The sequence below is a fragment of the Microbacterium sp. 1262 genome, from assembly GCF_040544895.1.
Classification (GTDB): Bacteria; Actinomycetota; Actinomycetes; order Actinomycetales; family Microbacteriaceae; genus Microbacterium; species Microbacterium plantarum.
The window spans coordinates 1,415,961-1,433,104 of sequence record NZ_JBEPKU010000001.1 but is presented as its reverse complement, the minus strand read 5'-3'; the positions used below and the strand labels follow the sequence as shown (position 1 = coordinate 1,433,104).

General features: G+C 69.0%; 15 protein-coding genes and 3 tRNA genes. 9 read left to right on the top strand and 9 right to left on the bottom strand.

The window, feature by feature from the left end:
* Positions 1–5: 5 nt before the first annotated feature.
* From dusB to ABIC53_RS06815, 5 genes are all read left to right on the top strand, one after another.
* Positions 6–1,169 (top strand): tRNA dihydrouridine synthase DusB, encoded by a 1,164-nt coding sequence (gene dusB / locus ABIC53_RS06835; RefSeq protein WP_274177670.1) that lies wholly within the window; start codon positions 6–8, stop codon positions 1,167–1,169.
* The gene (locus ABIC53_RS06830) at positions 1,159–2,532 is read left to right on the top strand and encodes a deoxyguanosinetriphosphate triphosphohydrolase (RefSeq protein ID WP_112614094.1); all 1,374 of its coding nucleotides are present in this window, start codon (positions 1,159–1,161) and stop codon (positions 2,530–2,532) included. Before dusB ends, ABIC53_RS06830 begins: the two co-directional genes overlap by 11 nt.
* The gene (gene dnaG, locus ABIC53_RS06825; RefSeq protein ID WP_274177671.1) at positions 2,532–4,427 is read left to right on the top strand and encodes a DNA primase; all 1,896 of its coding nucleotides are present in this window, start codon (positions 2,532–2,534) and stop codon (positions 4,425–4,427) included. Before ABIC53_RS06830 ends, dnaG begins: the two co-directional genes overlap by 1 nt.
* 53 nt (positions 4,428–4,480) lie before the next feature.
* On the top strand, positions 4,481–5,248 hold the full coding sequence (locus tag ABIC53_RS06820) for an ATP-binding cassette domain-containing protein (RefSeq protein ID WP_112615079.1): 768 nt from the start codon (positions 4,481–4,483) through the stop codon (positions 5,246–5,248).
* 94 nt (positions 5,249–5,342) lie between these two features.
* Positions 5,343–5,415, top strand: a tRNA-Asn gene (locus tag ABIC53_RS06815).
* Positions 5,416–5,574: 159 nt separating this feature from the next.
* Here the strand turns inward: ABIC53_RS06815 and glsA are convergent.
* A complete protein-coding gene (glsA, locus tag ABIC53_RS06810; RefSeq protein WP_274177672.1) occupies positions 5,575–6,501 on the bottom strand; it encodes a glutaminase A in 927 nt (308 codons plus the stop codon).
* A 4-nt stretch (positions 6,502–6,505) separates the two neighbouring features.
* Positions 6,506–7,072, bottom strand: coding sequence for a peptide deformylase (gene def / locus ABIC53_RS06805; RefSeq protein ID WP_112614100.1), 567 nt, complete (start codon positions 7,070–7,072; stop codon positions 6,506–6,508).
* A 43-nt stretch (positions 7,073–7,115) separates the two neighbouring features.
* Here def and ABIC53_RS06800 point away from each other — a divergent pair, with 43 nt between their 5' ends.
* On the top strand, positions 7,116–8,105 hold the full coding sequence (locus ABIC53_RS06800; protein WP_112614102.1) for a DMT family transporter: 990 nt from the start codon (positions 7,116–7,118) through the stop codon (positions 8,103–8,105).
* Between the two features lie 47 nt (positions 8,106–8,152).
* Positions 8,153–8,226: transfer RNA gene (locus ABIC53_RS06795), tRNA-Ile, on the top strand.
* A 53-nt stretch (positions 8,227–8,279) separates the two neighbouring features.
* Here the strand turns inward: ABIC53_RS06795 and ABIC53_RS06790 are convergent.
* Positions 8,280–8,471: a hypothetical protein gene (locus tag ABIC53_RS06790; protein WP_354450827.1), complete on the bottom strand. Its 192-nt coding sequence runs from the start codon at positions 8,469–8,471 to the stop codon at positions 8,280–8,282.
* A 206-nt stretch (positions 8,472–8,677) separates the two neighbouring features.
* Here ABIC53_RS06790 and ABIC53_RS06785 point away from each other — a divergent pair, with 206 nt between their 5' ends.
* The gene (locus tag ABIC53_RS06785) at positions 8,678–9,181 is read left to right on the top strand and encodes a DUF3145 domain-containing protein (RefSeq protein ID WP_274177673.1); all 504 of its coding nucleotides are present in this window, start codon (positions 8,678–8,680) and stop codon (positions 9,179–9,181) included.
* 158 nt (positions 9,182–9,339) lie between these two features.
* Here the strand turns inward: ABIC53_RS06785 and ABIC53_RS06780 are convergent, their stop codons facing one another.
* From ABIC53_RS06780 to aceE, 6 genes are all read right to left on the bottom strand, one after another.
* Entirely contained in the window at positions 9,340–10,578 is a 1,239-nt protein-coding gene (locus ABIC53_RS06780; RefSeq protein ID WP_114587862.1) for a beta-ketoacyl-[acyl-carrier-protein] synthase family protein, read from the bottom strand.
* A gap of 51 nt (positions 10,579–10,629) precedes the next feature.
* Positions 10,630–10,878: an acyl carrier protein gene (locus ABIC53_RS06775; protein ID WP_023951379.1), complete on the bottom strand. Its 249-nt coding sequence runs from the start codon at positions 10,876–10,878 to the stop codon at positions 10,630–10,632.
* Positions 10,879–10,953: 75 nt separating this feature from the next.
* Positions 10,954–11,955 (bottom strand): beta-ketoacyl-ACP synthase III, encoded by a 1,002-nt coding sequence (locus ABIC53_RS06770; protein ID WP_274177674.1) that lies wholly within the window; start codon positions 11,953–11,955, stop codon positions 10,954–10,956.
* Positions 11,952–12,869 (bottom strand): ACP S-malonyltransferase, encoded by a 918-nt coding sequence (locus ABIC53_RS06765; RefSeq protein WP_354450824.1) that lies wholly within the window; start codon positions 12,867–12,869, stop codon positions 11,952–11,954. The genes ABIC53_RS06770 and ABIC53_RS06765 overlap by 4 nt, the downstream gene beginning before the upstream one ends.
* Before the next feature lie 124 nt (positions 12,870–12,993).
* On the bottom strand, positions 12,994–14,196 hold the full coding sequence (locus tag ABIC53_RS06760; protein ID WP_112614114.1) for a PucR family transcriptional regulator: 1,203 nt from the start codon (positions 14,194–14,196) through the stop codon (positions 12,994–12,996).
* A gap of 7 nt (positions 14,197–14,203) precedes the next feature.
* Positions 14,204–16,933, bottom strand: a complete 2,730-nt coding sequence (gene aceE, locus ABIC53_RS06755) for a pyruvate dehydrogenase (acetyl-transferring), homodimeric type (protein ID WP_114587859.1) — start codon at positions 16,931–16,933, stop codon at positions 14,204–14,206.
* Positions 16,934–17,070: 137 nt separating this feature from the next.
* Here aceE and ABIC53_RS06750 point away from each other — a divergent pair.
* Positions 17,071–17,144 (top strand) — tRNA-Val (locus tag ABIC53_RS06750).

Sequence of the window (17,144 nt, the reverse complement as noted above, 5' to 3'; positions counted from 1 at the left end):
ATCTGGTGAGTACCGTCGTTTCCGCTTCCCCGCGCCTGCGGATCGGCCCGATCGCCCTGGATGCACCCGTCGTCCTGGCGCCGATGGCCGGGATCACGAACACCGCCTTCCGTCGGCTGTGCCGCGAGTACGGCGCTGGTCTCTACGTCAGCGAGATGATCACGACCCGCGCACTCGTCGAGCGCAACGCCACCACCATGCGCCTGATCACCCATCACGAGTCGGAGAAGCCGCGCTCCATCCAGCTCTACGGCGTCGACCCCGCCACGACCGAGGCCGCGGTGCGGCTCCTTGTCGAGGAGGACCGCGCCGACCACATCGACCTGAACTTCGGATGCCCCGTGCCCAAGGTGACGCGCAAGGGCGGGGGAGCCGCCCTGCCGTGGAAGCTCGACCTGTTCCGCGACATCGTCACGCGCGCCGCGCGCGCGGCCGGCGACGTCCCGCTGACGGTCAAGATGCGCAAAGGCATCGACTCGGACCACCTGACCTACCTCGACGCGGGTCGCATCGCGGAGGACGCCGGGGTCTCGGCGGTCGCGCTCCACGCACGCACCGCGGCGGAGTTCTACTCGGGGCACGCCGACTGGTCGGCCATCGCCGCGCTGAAAGAAGCCGTCACGAGCGTTCCGGTTCTCGGCAACGGTGACATCTGGTCCGCCGACGACGCCGTGCGCATGATGGCGGAGACCGGCTGCGACGGCGTCGTCGTCGGTCGCGGATGCCTCGGGCGACCGTGGCTCTTCGGAGACCTCGCGCGAGCGCTGGGCGAACCCGGCTCAGCTGGGCCCGAGGTCGATGCCACGCTCGGGTTCGTCGCGACCGCCTTCCGCCGGCACGCCGAGCTTCTCGTGGAGTTCTTCGAGGATGAGGGCCGGGGATGCCGCGACATCCGCAAGCACGTCGCGTGGTACTTCAAGGGCTACCCGGTCGGCGGTGACACGCGGGCGCGGCTGGCGACCGCGTCGAGCCTCGCCGAGATCGACGACATCCTCGCGACGCTGGACTGGGCAGCGCCCTACCCCGGCTCGGCTGCGGAGGGGCAGCGTGGTCGCGCGGGAACCCCCAAGCGTCCGGCGCTGCCGGATCGTTGGTTGGATTCCCGCGACGTCGACGCGGCCGAGTCGTCGGCCATCGCCGCAGCGGAGGTCGAGAACAGTGGGGGCTGAGGTCACGAGCGGTGTCGGCGTCTCGGCGGGACGCCCCTCCGGCTACAACGACCACGACGCCGCCCGCTTCCACCGCGAGGAGCACCGCTCGCGCCGCGACAGCTTCGCCCGCGATCGCGCCCGTGTGCTGCATTCCGGCGCCCTGCGCCGTCTCGCCGCCAAGACGCAGGTGCTGAGTCCGGCGAGCCCGGCCGACTTCGCGCGCAACCGCCTGACGCACTCGCTCGAGGTCGCCCAGGTCGGGCGCGAGCTGGCCATCGCTTTGGAGCTCTCGCCCGACGTCGTCGATACCGCCTGTCTCTGCCACGACCTCGGACACCCGCCGTTCGGCCACAACGGTGAGCGGGCCCTCAACGACTGGGCCGAGGACATCGGCGGCTTCGAGGGCAACGCGCAGTCGCTGCGCATCCTCTCGCGTCTCGAGCCGAAGGTCGTCGATGCGTTCGGTCAGAGCGCGGGCCTGAACCTCACGCGGGCGAGCCTCGATGCGACGTGCAAGTACCCGTGGACGGTCGAGCACGCCATCCCCGACCCGGGCGGACGGCAGAAGTTCGGCGTCTACCCCGAGGACGAGGCGGTGTTCCAGTGGATGCGTGAGGGCGCCCCGGGTCGCCTGCGTTGCATCGAGGCCGAGGTCATGGATCTCTCCGACGACATCGCCTACTCGGTGCACGACTTCGAGGACGCGGTCCTGAACGGCTACCTCGATCCGGCGCGGCTCGGGGATCCGCGCGAACGCGAGGCGCTGCTCACCGCGATCCAGAGCTGGGTGGGCTACGGCTTCACGAAGGACGAGCTCGGCGATGCGCTGTACCGTCTGACACTGCTTCCCGAGTGGCTCGAGTCGTACGACGGCTCGCGCGCGGCGATGGCACGTCTCAAGAACCTCACTTCCGATCTCATCGGCCGGTTCGCGCGCGCCGCCACGGCGGCGACCCGCGAGCACTACGACATCCCCGTCCTGACCCGCTTCCGCGGTCGGGTCATCGTTCCGCGCGTCATCGAGGTCGAGATGGCGGTGCTCAAGGGAGTCATCGGCGCCTTCGTCGTCTCGATCGAGGGACGCAAGGGGCTCTACAAGGAGCAGCGCCGCGTCCTGCGCCGCCTCGCCGACGCCCTGTGGGAGCGTCCGGAGCACCTCGACGCGCTGCACGCCGAGGACTTCGCCGCGGCGGTGACGGATGCCGCCCGCCGCCGCGTCATCGTCGACCAGGTGGCGACCCTCACCGACCGCTTCGCGATCGAGTGGCACGGCCGCCTGGTGGGCCCGGTCGACCTTCGCGAGCTGGGCCTGTGGTCGTCTGATCCGCGCGCGACGGCGCCGAGCCACTTCGCGCTGCCCGAGCCCATCGAAGGGCTCTGATGGCACGGATCCGGCAGACCGACATCGAAGAGGTCAAGGCGCGCACGAACATCGGCGACATCGTCGGCGAGCGTGTCGCCCTGAAGTCCGCCGGCGTCGGCTCGCTGAAGGGGCTCTGCCCGTTCCATGACGAACGCAGCCCCAGTTTCCACGTCCGGCCGCAGGTGGGGTACTACCACTGCTTCGGATGCGGTGAGTCGGGCGACGTCTACTCGTTCCTGCGGGCGATGGACCACCTCTCGTTCACCGAGGCCGTGGAGCGCCTCGCGGCGCGCATCGGTTACTCACTGCACTACGAGGACGGCGCTGCGGCTCCCGAGACGAGCGGTCGTTCCCGGCTGTACGCCGCCCACACCGCCGCGGCCGAGTTCTATCGGTCGCAGCTGTCCGCCCCGGACGCGCAGGCCGCACGTCAGTTCCTCGGCGAACGAGGCTTCGACGCCGGTGCAGCCGCGCATTTCGGGGTCGGATACGCGCCCCAAGGCTGGTCGGCGCTTCGCGACGCACTGCGGTCGCAGGGATTCACCGACGAGGAGCTGCTCACCGGGGGACTGGTCTCGAAGGGGCAGCGCGGCGTCTACGACCGGTTCCGGGGACGGGTCGTCTGGCCCATCCGCGACGTCGCCGGTCAGACGATCGGTTTCGGCGCTCGCCGCCTGTACGACGACGATCAGGGTCCGAAGTACCTCAACACGCCAGAGACGCCGATCTATAAGAAGGCGCAGGTCCTCTACGGCCTCGACCTCGCGAAGAAGTCGATCTCGCGGGAGCACCGCGTCGTCGTCGTCGAGGGCTACACCGATGTGATGGCGTGCCATCTCGCCGGGGTCACCGGAGCCATCGCGTCGTGCGGCACGGCCTTCGGTACCGATCACATCACGGTGCTGCGTCGCGTCATGGGCGACAGCGAGGGCAGCTCGGGTGAGGTCGTCTTCACGTTCGACCCGGATGCCGCCGGCCAGAAGGCCGCGCTGCGCGCTTTTGGCGACGAGAAGCGCTTCGCGGCGCAGACGTACGTCGCGGTCGCCCCCGAGGGGCTGGACCCGTGCGATCTCCGTCTGAACCGCGGTGACGCGGCCGTGCGCTCGCTCATCGAGGCGAAGGCGCCGATGTTCGAGTTCGTCATGGATCAGCGTCTGTCGACGTTCGACCTCTCCACCGTCGAAGGACGCATCGGCGCTCTGCGAGCAGCGGCACCGATCGTCGCCGACATCCGCGATGCCGCGCTTCGACCGGGCTACACGCGTGTCCTCGCCGGAAAGCTCGGGCTCGACCTTTCGGAGGTGCAGCCCGAGGTCGAGCGGGCCGCGCGCCGCGCGTCGGCGTCCGGGAGCGCAGGGGAGCGCACTCGCGGCGAGGCACCGGGCGCAGGCCGAGCGCAGCCCTCCGGTGCGCCCGGCGCGGCCTCCGAACCGCCGCCCGTGTCGGTCCGTGTCACCCTCGCCTCACTGCCGGCCGCCCTCGAGCTCGAGAAGCGCGCGCTCATGGGCGTGCTGCAGTACGGGCACCTGCTCGACAAGCAGGCCGTCGACATCGCGCTGGGTCTGCCCATGCCGCATCCGGCTCTCGAAGCCGTCCGTCAGGCCGTCTCGATGCAGACCGATCTCACCCGGCCCGGATGGACCTCGGCTGCGGTGGACGCGACTCGGGAGCCCTATCGCACGCTCGCGATCGAACTGCTCACGGCGGACTTCCCCGCGGGAACCGAACGCATCGCGCAGACGACGGCGATGGAGTCGCTGCGCAAACTCCGCCAGCGGGCGCTCGAACGCGAGAAGGCCGAGCTGCGAAGCGCGCAGCAGCGCCTGGAACCGGGATCGCCCGAGTTCCGTTCCATCGGCGTCGCCATCCGCGATCTCGACCTTCGGCTGCGGCAGCTCATGGAGTCGGAGTAGCCGCCGTCGGCGACGAGTAGCGGTCGAGCGATGAAAACGGCAGGATGATGCGCATGTCCCGACGACCCGACGCGGAGATCGCGGTGCGCTGCGACGATCTGTCGATAGCGCGGACGGGCGATTCCGATCGCGTCGTCGAGGGCGTCAGCGTCACGGTCCGGGCGGGAGAAGCCCTCGCCGTGATGGGCGCGACCGGATCCGGCAAGTCGACGCTGCTCTCCGTCCTGGCCGGCAATGCGCCGGCCGATGTCGGGGTCGTCGGCGGTGCTGCGGAGGTGGCCGGCCTCTCGGTGCGGAAGGGTGGCCGTTCGCGCCGCATGCTCACCTATTACGCCGGGCACATGCCACAGGCGGCGGGCGCTTCGCTCCCGGCTCGATTGACCGTGGCCGAAGTCATCGCCGAGCCCATCACCTCGCGTGACCGGCGGGTGAGTCAGCGTGCTCTGTCGCTTCGGGTCGCCTCGCTCCTCGACGAGTTGCACCTTCCGCTGGGGGCGGCCTCGCAGTATCCCTACGAGCTCAGCGCGGGCATGCGCCAGCGCGTCGCCCTCGCGCGCGCTCTCGTGCTCGACCCGAAGGTCTTCATCGGCGATGACCCGTACGCGAACCTCGACATCGAGGTGCGTATCGCGGCTCGAGAGGCCTTGCTCTCGCGTCGCGACGACACGGGGATGGCGATCGTCATCGCGACGAACGACGTCGAGACCGCCGACGAGCTGGATGCCGCGGCTCTCGTCCTGCACGGTGGCCGGCCCGTGGGATACGGGCAGACCGCATCGGATGTGGTCTGGACGCCGGACGGGCGATCGCGAGCGTCCTGACGGCCGCGACCCGCCCGGCGGTCGGCCGATGTCGTGAGCACCCCCGGAGCTTTGCTAATATAGACGGGTTGCCCGGCGCGAGCGGGGCGGCTGATCCTCGGTAGCTCAATTGGCAGAGCAATCGGCTGTTAACCGATAGGTTCTTGGTTCGAGTCCAAGCCGGGGAGCGAGAGACCCGCGTTATCTACCGCGGCTCTCACCGAAGGCCCGGGCTTCCACCCCGGGCCTTTACTCATGTGTCTGAGGTTCGCCTGGCACTCGATGCCCGTTCCTCGGCCTCGAAGCGGCGCGAAGTGCCAACCGGAGACGTGCGATCGCGCGAACGATCAGCCGAAGACGTGCAGTCCGAGGTCGTCGCTCAGCGCCTCCGCGCCGATGCGACCGCGCACGCTCGTCCCGTGCTCGTCGAGAGGCGGGCTCACGATGGCAGCGCCGAGCTTGCCCGGAGCCGACAACACGATCGCGCCGGAGACACTGGACTTCGCGGGGACGCCGACGGCTCGCATCCAGCGACCCGATCCGTCGTAGACGCCGCACGTGGCCATGACGGCGACGACGTCTCTCGCGATCCGCGCAGACACCGCCCGTTCGCCGGTCACGGGATTCACCCCGCCGAGAGCGAGCGTCGCGCCCATGACGGCCAGGGTCTGCGCGTCCACCAGCACGGCGCACGCACGGGCGTAGACCGCGACAGCGTCATCGGCCGTGACGGCGAGCGTTCCCTCATCGCGCATCAGATGCGCGAGTGCATGATTGCGGTCGCCGAGGAGGTGCTCGCTGTGGGCGACATCGTCGTCCACCTCCAGTCGGCGACCGGCGAATCCCGACAGCCCGGCCACGATGCGGCTCGCCCGCTCGTCGGGATCGTCTCCATCGACCAGTGCGCAGGTCAGGATGGCGCCGGCGTTCACCATCGGGTTCGGGGGTCTTCCCGTGCCGCTCTCGAGCTTGATGGCGTCGAACGCCTCGCCCGTCGGCTCGATGCCGACCCGGTCTAGAGCTGCGCCGTCGGTGTCGGCCAGAGCGAGGGCGAACAGGAACGGCTTGACGGCTGACTGGATGCTGAACGGGACCTCCCCATCCACCGACGATCGGACCGAGCCGTCGGGCAGAGCCAGTGCGATCGCGCACAGGTCGCGGTCGGCGTCGGCGAGCTCCGGAATGCTCGTCGAGCGTTCACCGTCGCGCGCCGGCAGCAACCGTCCACGCAGAGCGTCGAGATCGTATGCACGCGGACCGCTGGCGTCGCTCATGGCGTCAGGCGTCGAGATCGTCGACGCCCGGCATCCAGGCGTTGCCCGGACGGCCCCAGCCGCGCTTCTTCGCGATCTTCTGCGTCGTCTTCCAGTCCGAGTCGTCGAGGCGGTCCACGTAGAGGATGCCGTCGAGGTGATCGAACTCGTGCTGCATGATGCGCGCGCGCCAGCCATCGACGCGGATCTCGACGGGGGAGCCGGCGAGGTCGGTGCCGGTCACGAGCACCTCCTCGGAGCGCCGCAGCGGGAACCGCTCACCGGGGAAGGAGAGGCACCCCTCCGACTCGTCGTCGGGATCGGGTGATCCGGGCTCGAGGGGTCGCATCCAGAGCTCGGGATTGATGATCTCGCCGCGCCAGGGCTCGCCGTCGTCGTCCTGGTACGTGTAGACGTAGATCCGCAGGCCGACGCCGACCTGCGGAGCAGCCAGGCCGACCCCGGGGGCGGCATCCATGGTCTCGTACATGTCGGCGACGAGCTGGCGGATCTCGTCCGTGATCTCGGTGACGGGCTCGGCGGGGGCGTGCAGCACGGGATCGCCCATGATGCGAATCGGAAGAACGGGCACGTTGCGAGCCTAATCGAGCCCGCTTCGCCGTTATGGTCGAAAGGTGATTCCGTTTGTCGCGTCCCTCGATGACGTCACCGACCAGCTGATCGGAGTCTTCCGCGAACCCAGAATCCTCATCGGAATCCCGCTCGCGCTGCTCGGCGCCGTGTTCATGTCCTTCGGAGCGCTCTACCAGCACCGGGGTGTGCAGAAGGTCGAGCGTCTCACCAACTCGTCGGGAAGCGCCGGGCTCAACGGCTCGCAGCTGCTGAGTCTGCTCAAGCGTCCGTCGTGGGTGGCGGGGACGATCATGCTCGGGCTCGCGATCGTGTGTCAGCTCGCAGCGCTGACTTTCGCGCCGCTCATCCTCGTTCAGCCGCTCGGTGCGATCTCTCTCGTGATCACGACCCTCCTGAATGCACGCATCACCGGCGTCAAGCCGACGAAGCGGTCGGTTCGCTCGATCATCCTGTGCGTCGGAGGCATCCTCGCCTTCGTCACGGTGGCCGCGCTCGTCGCGACGGAGGAGCCGATCGATCAGGCGCAGCTCATCACCATCCTCGCTCTGCTCGCGGGCGTGCTGCTGATCTCGGGGGCCGTGTGGATGCTGGTGCGCAAGGGCGCGAAGCCGCTCTTCTACATCGCGGCCTCGGGAATCATCTACGGTTTCGTCGCGACGCTCGCGAAGGTCGTGATCTCGCGCATCCAGAACGGCGACTTCGAGTGGTTGACGCTCCTGTGCCTCGTCGGCCTGATCACCGCGACCGCGGTCGGTGCGTACTTCGTTCAGACCGCTTACTCCGTCGGGCCTCCCGATCTCGTCATCGCCGGGCTCACCGTCATCGACCCGATCGTCGCCGTCATCATCGGCATCGCCATCTTGCGTGAGGCCGCAACGGCGCCGTTGCCGGCATTCGTCGGCTTCGTCGTCGCCGGAGCCATCGCGGTCTATGGCGTGACGTCGCTGGCGCGGAACCATCCGCAGGTCGTGCTCGACAGTCAGCAGCTGCCGATTCCGCGCGGGAGCAAGGGCAAGCGCCTCGACGATTGAGCGGTCGCGTCGGTTCGAGGCGGCTCGCGCTAGGCTCGATACGGCACGGGGCGGTGGCCAAGCTGGTCAAGGCAGCGGGCTCATAACCCGACGATCGTGGGTTCAAGTCCCACCCGCCCTACGCACGAATGGCCGCCCGCGGGCGGCCATTCGCACGCACAGGGGCGTGAAGCGTCAGGGGTGCGTGATCGCGGGATCCTGCGGGAAGTGGGTGTTGTCGTCGCCCGCCTTGAGATCGGTGTCGCCGAGGTCGGAGCCCGCGCGAGCCGCGTCGGCCTTCACCTCATCGCTGGCGGCATCCGTCGGCGCGGCGCTGTCGGCGTGTGCGTCATCGGCGTCGCGGTGGTGGGGAGTGCTGTCGGACATGCGGCATCCTTTCCTCGGGGTGTGAGATCCAGCCTGCCGCTCGGGTGGGTCGCGAGGAAGGCGCTTGACATCGGATGCCGGGAGAAATCGTGACACGGTTGTGATTCTTCAGGTTCGTGCGCGATAATCGACGCCATAACCGAACACATCGCCGACATCCGGGCTCAGGTCGTAGGGGAAGACGTACCTGATGAAACGGAGAAGTCATGGCGATACCACAGGCGCGTGGAGTGATCTTCATCCACTCCGCGCCACGCGCGTTGTGCCCGCACCTCGAGTGGGCGGCGGGGCGCGCGCTCGGACGCGCGGTCAGCTTCGACTGGGAGGACCAGCCGGTGCTCGACGGCAGCCGTCGCGCGGAGTTCTACTGGGAGGGCCCCGCCGGAACCGGAGCAGCACTCGCAACGGCGATACGGGGCTGGGAGCACCTGCGATTCGAGGTGTCGGAGGATCCGACGCCGCGCAGCGACGGGGGCCGGTGGATGCACACCCCGAGCCTCGGCATCCATTACGCCCAGACCGATGCAACGGGCAACGTCGTGATCGGTGAGGACCGCATCCGCTACGCCATGGAGATCGCGGCGGGCGATGTGCGCGAGCTGCAGCGCGAGCTCGACGTCGCGTTGGGCGCAGCCTGGGACGAAGAGCTCGAGCCCTTCCGTCACGCCGGCGACGATGCTGCCGTGGTGTGGCTGCACAAGGTGGGCTGATTCCGAGTCGCACAGACGCAGTCGGCCCGTGCGTTCGTACCGAGCCCCGGTGGAATGATCCCGGGGAACGGGAGCACGTACGGGACGACTGACCCGAAAGAAGAACAGACCCCCGCGGAACGCCGTCCGCGGGGGTCTGTTTCGTGTTCCGAGACCGGTCAGGCCGAACGGAACGCGACGACGGCGTTATGTCCGCCGAAGCCGAACGAGTTGCTGATCGCCAGCAGATCACCGTCGCCGAGGCTCTGGGTCTCGCCCGAGACCCGGAACGGGACGGCGGGGTCCTGCTCGGTGATGTTGATCGTCGGCGGCGCGATCCGTTCGCGTAGAGCCAGGATCGTGAAGATCGCCTCGAGGGCACCGGTACCACCCAGCAGGTGACCCGTGGACGCCTTCGTGGCCGAGACCGGGATCTCGTCGATGCGGTCGCCGAAGACGCTGCGCAGCGCCTGGTACTCGTTGGGGTCGCCGACGGGGGTCGAGGTCGCGTGCGCATTGATGTGCGCGACATCATCGGGGGAGGCATCGGCCTGCTCGAGAGCAGCGCGGACCGCGCGCGAGGCGCCGGCGCCCTCGGGGTCGTTGGCCGTGATGTGGTACGAGTCGGCGGTGACGCCGCCGCCCACCGCGTAGGCGTAGATCTTCGCGCCGCGAGCCTTGGCGTGTTCTTCGGTCTCGAGGATCAGCACACCGGCGCCCTCACCCATGACGAAGCCGTCGCGATCGATGCTCGTCGGGCGCGAGGCCGTCGCCGGGTCGTCATTGCGGCGTGACAGTGCCTGCATCGAAGCGAAGGACGCCATCGTGATGGGGTGGATCGCCGACTCGGTGCCACCGGCGATGACGATGTCGGCCAGGCCGTCCTGCAGGTGCTCGATCGCGTTGACGATCGACTCCGTGCTCGAGGCGCAGGCGCTCGCGACCGTCCGGGCGAAGGCGCGCGCCCGGAAGTGCAGCGAGAGGTTACCGGCGGCGGCGTTGGGCATGAGCATCGGAACCGTCATGGGCAGAACGCGTCGCGGTCCCTTCTCGCGCAGCGTGTCCCACGCATCGAGCAGCGTCCACACCCCGCCGATGCCGGTCGCGAAGTCGACACCGAGACGCTCGGGGTCGACCTCGGGGCTGCCGGCATCCGCCCACGCCTCCATCGCGGCGACCATCGCGAACTGCGACGCGGGGTCGAGACGCTTGGAGACAGGGCGCTCCAGCACGGTGTCGGGGCGCACGATGGCCTCGGCGGCGAAGTGAACCGGAATCTGGTACTTCTCGACCCACTCGTGCTCGAGTGTGCGCGTGCCGGAATGGCCGGCGAGCAGGCCTTCCCAGCTTTCGGGTGCGGTGCCGCCCAGGGGCGACGACGCTCCGATTCCGGTGACGACGATACGCGGGGTGCTCATGGATCTCCTCGGTGGAACCCCGGCGGGGGCGTGTGCCCCCGCCGGTGGGGGTTACGCCTGGTTGGACGTGATGTAGGTGACGGCGTCGCCGACGGTCTTGAGGTTCTTGACCTCTTCGTCGGGGATGGTGACGCCGAACTTCTCCTCGGCGTTGACGACGATCGTCATCATCGAGATCGAGTCGATGTCGAGGTCGTCGGTGAAGGACTTCTCGAGGGCGACCTCGTCGGCCGAGATGCCGGTCTCGTCGGTGATGAGCTCGGCGAGTCCTGCGAGGACCTCGTCGTTGCTGAATGCCATGGGGTTTCTCCTTGTTATCTCTGGACCGACCCGGACGCGGGCCGCTGTTCAGTCTAGGTGCGGGGACCCGCCCGATCAGGGAAGGACGACGACCTGCGCGCCGAAGACGAGCCCCGCGCCGAAGCCGATCTGGAGGGCCAGACCGCCGCTCAACTCGGGGTTCTCCTCGAGCAGGCGGTGCGTGGCGAGGGGAATGGATGCCGCCGACGTGTTGCCGGTGGTCTCGATGTCACGACCGATCGCGACGGTCTCGGGCAGCCCGAGCTGCTTGGCGAACTCGTCGATGATGCGCATGTTCGCCTGGTGCGGGATGAAGGCGGCGAGGTCGCCCGCCTGGATGCCGGCCTCCTCGATGGCTCGCCGTGCGACCTTGACCATCTCCCAGACCGCCCAGCGGAACACCGTCGGGCCTTCCTGCCGGAGTGTCGGCCACGGCGCAGTCCCGTCGCGGAACTCCACGAGTGTGTGGTTCATGCCGACGGCGTCGGCCTTCGACCCGTCCGAGCCCCACACCGTCGGACCGATGCCCGGGGTGTCGCTCGGCCCGATGATCGCCGCGCCCGCGCCGTCGCCGAGCAGGAACGAGATCGTGCGGTCGGTGGGGTCGACGATGTCGCTGAGCTTCTCCGCGCCGACGACGGCGACGTAGCGGGCCGCACCCGCGCGAACGAGCGCGTCGGCCTGAGTCACTCCGTAGGAGAACCCTGCGCACGCCGCGTTGACGTCGTACGCCGCCGCCGGGTTCGCCCCGACGCGGTCGGCGACGATCGCCGAGACCGACGGGGTCTGCTTCGGGTTCGAGATCGTCGAGACGATGACGGCGTCGACCTGGTCGGCGGGAACGCCGCTGCGCTCGATCGCCTCGGCCACGGCATCCGCGGCCAAGTCGATGACGGTGGTCTCCTTGTCCGCGCGCACGCGAGTGACGATGCCGGTGCGCTGACGGATCCACTCGTCGCTCGAGTCGATCGGTCCGACGAGGTCGTCGTTGGGTACGGCGTTCTCACCGCGAGCCGCGCCGTACGCGTAGATGCGGGTGTGAGCGGGGCCGGTGGCCTGGCGAATGGCGGCGGTCATGCGGCACCTCCGGAGATGAGAGCGGATGCGGCGACGAGGTCGTCGGGGGTCTTGACGGCGACCGAGGGGACGCCGCGAAGAGCACGCTTCGCGAGGCCCACGAGGGTGCCGGCGGGGGCGAACTCGATGATGCCGGTGACGCCGTGCTCGGCGAACGAGGACATGCACAGGTCCCAGCGCACGGGAGACGCGACCTGGGCGACCAGACGGTCGAGAGCGTCACGGCCCTCGGCGACGACGGCGCCGTCGCGGTTCGACCACAGCGTGAGGTCGGGGTCGTTCACCGAGGTGGCGGATGCCGCCGCGGCGAGCGTGTCGACGGCCGGCGCCATGTACCGCGTGTGGAACGCGCCGGCGACCTGGAGGGGAATGACCCGGGTCGCAGCGGCGGGCTCGGCGGCGAGGCTCGCGAGAGCGTCGAGTGCGCCGGCCGCGACGATCTGTCCTCCACCGTTGTAGTTGGCCGGGGTGAGGTCGAGCTCCTCCAGACGGGCGACGACGGCATCCTGGTCGCCGCCGAGCACGGCGCTCATGCCGGTCTGCTCGCGGGTCGCGGCATCCGCCATGGCGCGGCCGCGGAGTCCGACCAGACGCATCGCGTCATCGTCGCTCAGCACGCCGCCGGCGGCGAGTGCCGCGATCTCGCCGACCGAGTGGCCGGCGACGCCTGCCGGGCGAGCGCCGTCGGCGACGAGCGCGCTGTACGACAGCAGGCTGGCGGCGACGATGAGCGGCTGGGCCACGGCGGTGTCTCGGATGCGATCCGCATCCCACTCGGTACCGGCGGCGACGAGGTCGACCTCGGCGAGCTCGGAGAAGCGCTCGAGGCGTTCACGCGCACCCTCCAGCTCGAGCCACGGGGCGAGGAAGCCGGGGGACTGCGACCCCTGCCCGGGGAACACGGCGATGATCACTGTTACATCCTTCCAAGTTCAGTCGGTCGACCGCTGGCGACGATCGCACAACAATGCGGCGAACCTTTGTGTCGACCGTACAGTCGACGGGTCATGAGGAGCGTCCGACGGAGGCGCGGCCTCGTCAGCTCCGGCGCGACTGCGGCGCGCGTCGTCTCGTGAGGTCATTGCCGATAGAGCCCAGGATGAGCGCAGTCTGCAGGATGAGCGCCTCACGGGGCCCGGTCGCGTCCCAGCCGATGACGTCCGACACGCGCTTCAGCCGGTACCGGACGGTGTTCGGATGCACGAAGAGCTCGCGGGCCGTCGCTTCGAGGGAACGACCGTTGTCGAGGTAGCTCCACAGGGTAGCGACGAGGTCCGCAGAGTGGGCGAGCAGCGGACGATAGATCCGTTCGACCAGAGTTGCCTTGGCGACGGGATCGCCGGCCAGCGCGCGCTCGGGAAGCAGATCGTCGGCCTCGACGGGTCGCGGCGCATGACGCCAGGCACTCGCGACCGCGAAGCCGGCGAGAGCCGCGCGAGCGCTCTGGCTCGCATCGACCAGGGCGGGCACGGTGGGGCCGAGCACCAGGTGACCCGGGCCGAAACCGGGCTCGAGTCTCGCCGCTATCTCGAGGAAGGTCAGCTCGGGCACCGGCTCCGCCCGGCCTGGTAGGTCGGCACGCCCGATCACGATCACCAGGCGAAGGCCCTGAACGCCGACGAGGACGTCGACGCCCATCTTGCGCGCGGCACGGCGCAGCTGGTCGACGTCGAACTGCGGGGGAGCGGTGCCGACGAGGACGGCGACCGCACCGTGCCCGTGCCAGCCGAGCGCGGCGATCCGGCTCGGAAGCTCCTCGTCGGTCTCACCCGTGAGGATGGAATCGACGACGAGCGCCTCGAGGCGGGCATCCCACAACCCGCGCGCCTCGGCGGCGCGCGCGTACACGTCTGCCGCTGCGAAAGCGACGTCACGCGAGTACTTCAGGATCGCCTCGCGGACATCGTCGCCGCGGTGCGCCACCCGTTCCTCGGTGACTTCGACGGTCACCCGCACGAGCTGCAGGGTCTGCGTCAGGCTGACGCTGCGCAACAGCTCGCGCGGAGCCGCGGCGAAGATGTCGGCCGCGATGCGCGGGGTCGAGGTCGGATCCTCGTACCACTGGATGAACGAGGTGATGCCCGCCTGCGCGACCAGTCCTACGGAGGACCGGCGCGCAGGCGGCATCTCGGCGTACCAGGGCAGCGTCTCCTCGAGCCGATTGATCGTGGCTGTGGCCAGATCACCCGAGATCCGGCGGAGCCACGCGAGTGTCTCCGCCTTCGAGCTGTCGTCGGTCACCGAAGGGTCAGCTCTCGCCGCCCGCGTTTCCGCTCGTGCCCGCCGTCACGTCGTGCAGACGGTAGCGCTCGATCGCCTGCGCCGACAGACCGCGGTCCACGACGCCGTCCTCGGCCAGAGCCTGGAGTGTGCGCACCACGATCGACGGCCCGTCGATCTTGAAGAACCGTCGAGCGGCCGGGCGGGTGTCGGAGAAGCCGAAGCCCTCCGCGCCCAGCGTCGCGAAGCGACGCGGCACCCACGGCCGGATCTGGTCCTGCACGGCGTGCATGAAGTCGCTGACCGCGACGACCGGGCCCTCGGAGTCGTTGAGCTTCTGCGTGACGAAGGCCGTGCGGGGCTCGTCGGTCGGGTGCAGGAAATTGTGCTCGTCGACGGCGAGACCGTCACGACGCAGCTCGGTCCAGCTCGTGACCGACCAGACGTCGGCGATCACACCCCAGTCGTCCTTGAGGAGCTTCTGCGCCTCGTAGGCCCACGGTACGCCGACGCCCGACGCGAGCAGCTGCGCGCGCGGCCCGTCGCCCTCGCCGACGCTCACGCGGTGGATGCCGCGGATGATGCCGTCGACGTCGACATCCTCAGGCTCCTTCGGCTGCACCAGCGGCTCGTTGTAGAGCGTGATGTAGTACATGACGTTCGGGTCGGGGTGGTTCCCGCCGTACATGCGCTCGAGACCCGAACGAACGATGTGGGCGATCTCGTACCCGTAGGCCGGGTCGTACGACACAGTGGCGGGGTTGGTCGAAGCGAGCAGGTGCGAGTGGCCGTCAGCGTGCTGCAGGCCCTCGCCGGTCAGGGTCGTGCGGCCGGCCGTCGCGCCCATGATGAACCCGCGGGCCATCTGGTCGCCCGCGGCCCACTGCGCGTCGCCGGTGCGCTGGAATCCGAACATCGAGTAGAAGACGTAGACCGGGATGAGCGGCTCGCCGTGGGTGGCGTACGAGGTTCCGATCGCGGTGAACGCCGCGACGGCGCCGGCCTCGTTGATGCCGACGTGGAGGATCTGACCCTGCGGGCTCTCCTTGTACGCCAGCAGCAGCTCGCGGTCGACCGAGGTGTAGTTCTGCCCGTGCGGGTTGTAGATCTTCGCGGTCGGGAAGTACGCGTCCATGCCGAACGTGCGCGCCTCATCGGGGATGATCGGCACGATGCGGTGGCCGAAGTCCTTCGCACGCAGCAGGTCCTTGAGCAGTCGGACGAACGCCATGGTGGTGGCGATCTCCTGCGTGCCCGAGCCCTTCTTCGGCAGCGCGTACGACTCGTCGCCGGGCAGCGTCAGCGGCGCGTGCTTCGTACGACGCTGCGGCAGGAAACCGCCGAGCTCACGGCGACGCTCGAGCATGTAGCGGATCGTCTCGTCCTCGGCGCCCGGGTGGTAGTACGGCGGGAGGTACGGGTTCTCCTCGAGCTGCGCGTCGGTGATCGGGATGCGCATCGAGTCGCGGAAGTGCTTGAGGTTCTCGAGCGTCATCTTCTTCATCTGGTGGGTCGCGTTGCGACCCTCGAAGTGGTGACCGAGACCATAGCCCTTGATCGTCTTCGCGAGGATGACGGTCGGCTGGCCCTTGTGCTCCATCGCCTGCTTGTAGGCGGCGTAGACCTTCTGGTAGTCGAGACCGCCGCGGCGGAGCTTGCCCCAGATGTCGTCGTCCGACCAGTCCTTCACGAGCGCCGCCGTGCGCTCGTCGCGCCCGAAGAAGTGCTCGCGGATGAACGCGCCGTCCTCGGCGCGGTAGGTCTGGAAGTCGCCGTCGGGGGTGGTGTTCATCAGGCGGACGAGGGCGCCCTCGTCATCCTGCGACAGCAGCTCGTCCCAGCCGCGTCCCCAGACGACCTTGATGACGTTCCAGCCCGCGCCGCGGAAGTACGCCTCGAGCTCCTGGACGATCTTGCCGTTTCCACGGACCGGGCCGTCGAGACGCTGGAGGTTGCAGTTGATGACGAACGTGAGGTTGTCGAGTCCCTCGTTGGCTGCGACCTGCAGCTGACCGCGGCTCTCGACCTCGTCCATCTCGCCGTCGCCGAGGAAGGCCCAGACGTGCGAGTCGGACAGGTCCTTAATGCCGCGGTTGGTGAGGTACTTGTTGTTCATCGCCTGGTAGATGGCGTTGATCGGACCGAGACCCATCGAGACCGTCGGGAACTGCCAGTAGTCCGGCATCAGACGGGGGTGCGGGTACGACGGGATGCCGTCGGGCGCCTTCGAAGCCTCCTGGCGGAAGCCGTCGAGCTGGCTCTCGCTGAGGCGTCCCTCGAGGTACGAGCGGGCGTAGATGCCGGGTGAGGCGTGGCCCTGGATGAAGATCTGGTCGCCGCCGGACGGGTGGTCGGGACCGCGGAAGAAGTGGTTGAAGCCGACTTCGTAGAGCGAGGCCGACGACGCGTAGGTGGAGATGTGTCCGCCCACACCGATGCCGGGACGCTGGGCGCGGTGCACGGTGACCGCGGCGTTCCAGCGGATCCAGCGACGGTAGCGACGCTCGAGCTCTTCATCACCGGGGAACTCCGGCTCGTTCTCGGGCGCGATGGTGTTGATGTAGTCCGTCACCGGCACCTGCGGGACGTTGAGCTGCAGCTCGTGCGAGGCCTGGAGCAGGCTCAGCATGATCTCGCGACCGCGACCCGAGCCCTTCGCATCGACCAGCTGGCGCAGCGACTCCTGCCATTCACCGGTCTCTTCCGGGTCGCTGTCCAGGGCGTCCTGGGAGTAGGGGTCTTGATCGTTGACAGTCACGGGCGACCTTTCTCGTATGGCAGATCGTGCCAGGTAATCACCACGGGCAGGGCGCGGGCATTGTCGGGCGCGCACAAGCACCGCACGACAGCCTACTCACGCTCGGAGGGGTCGGCGCTCTCGTACACTGAGAGCAGGGGCCTATAGCTCAGTTGGTTAGAGCACCTCGTTTACACCGAGGGAGTCGGGAGTTCGAGTCTCTCTGGGCCCA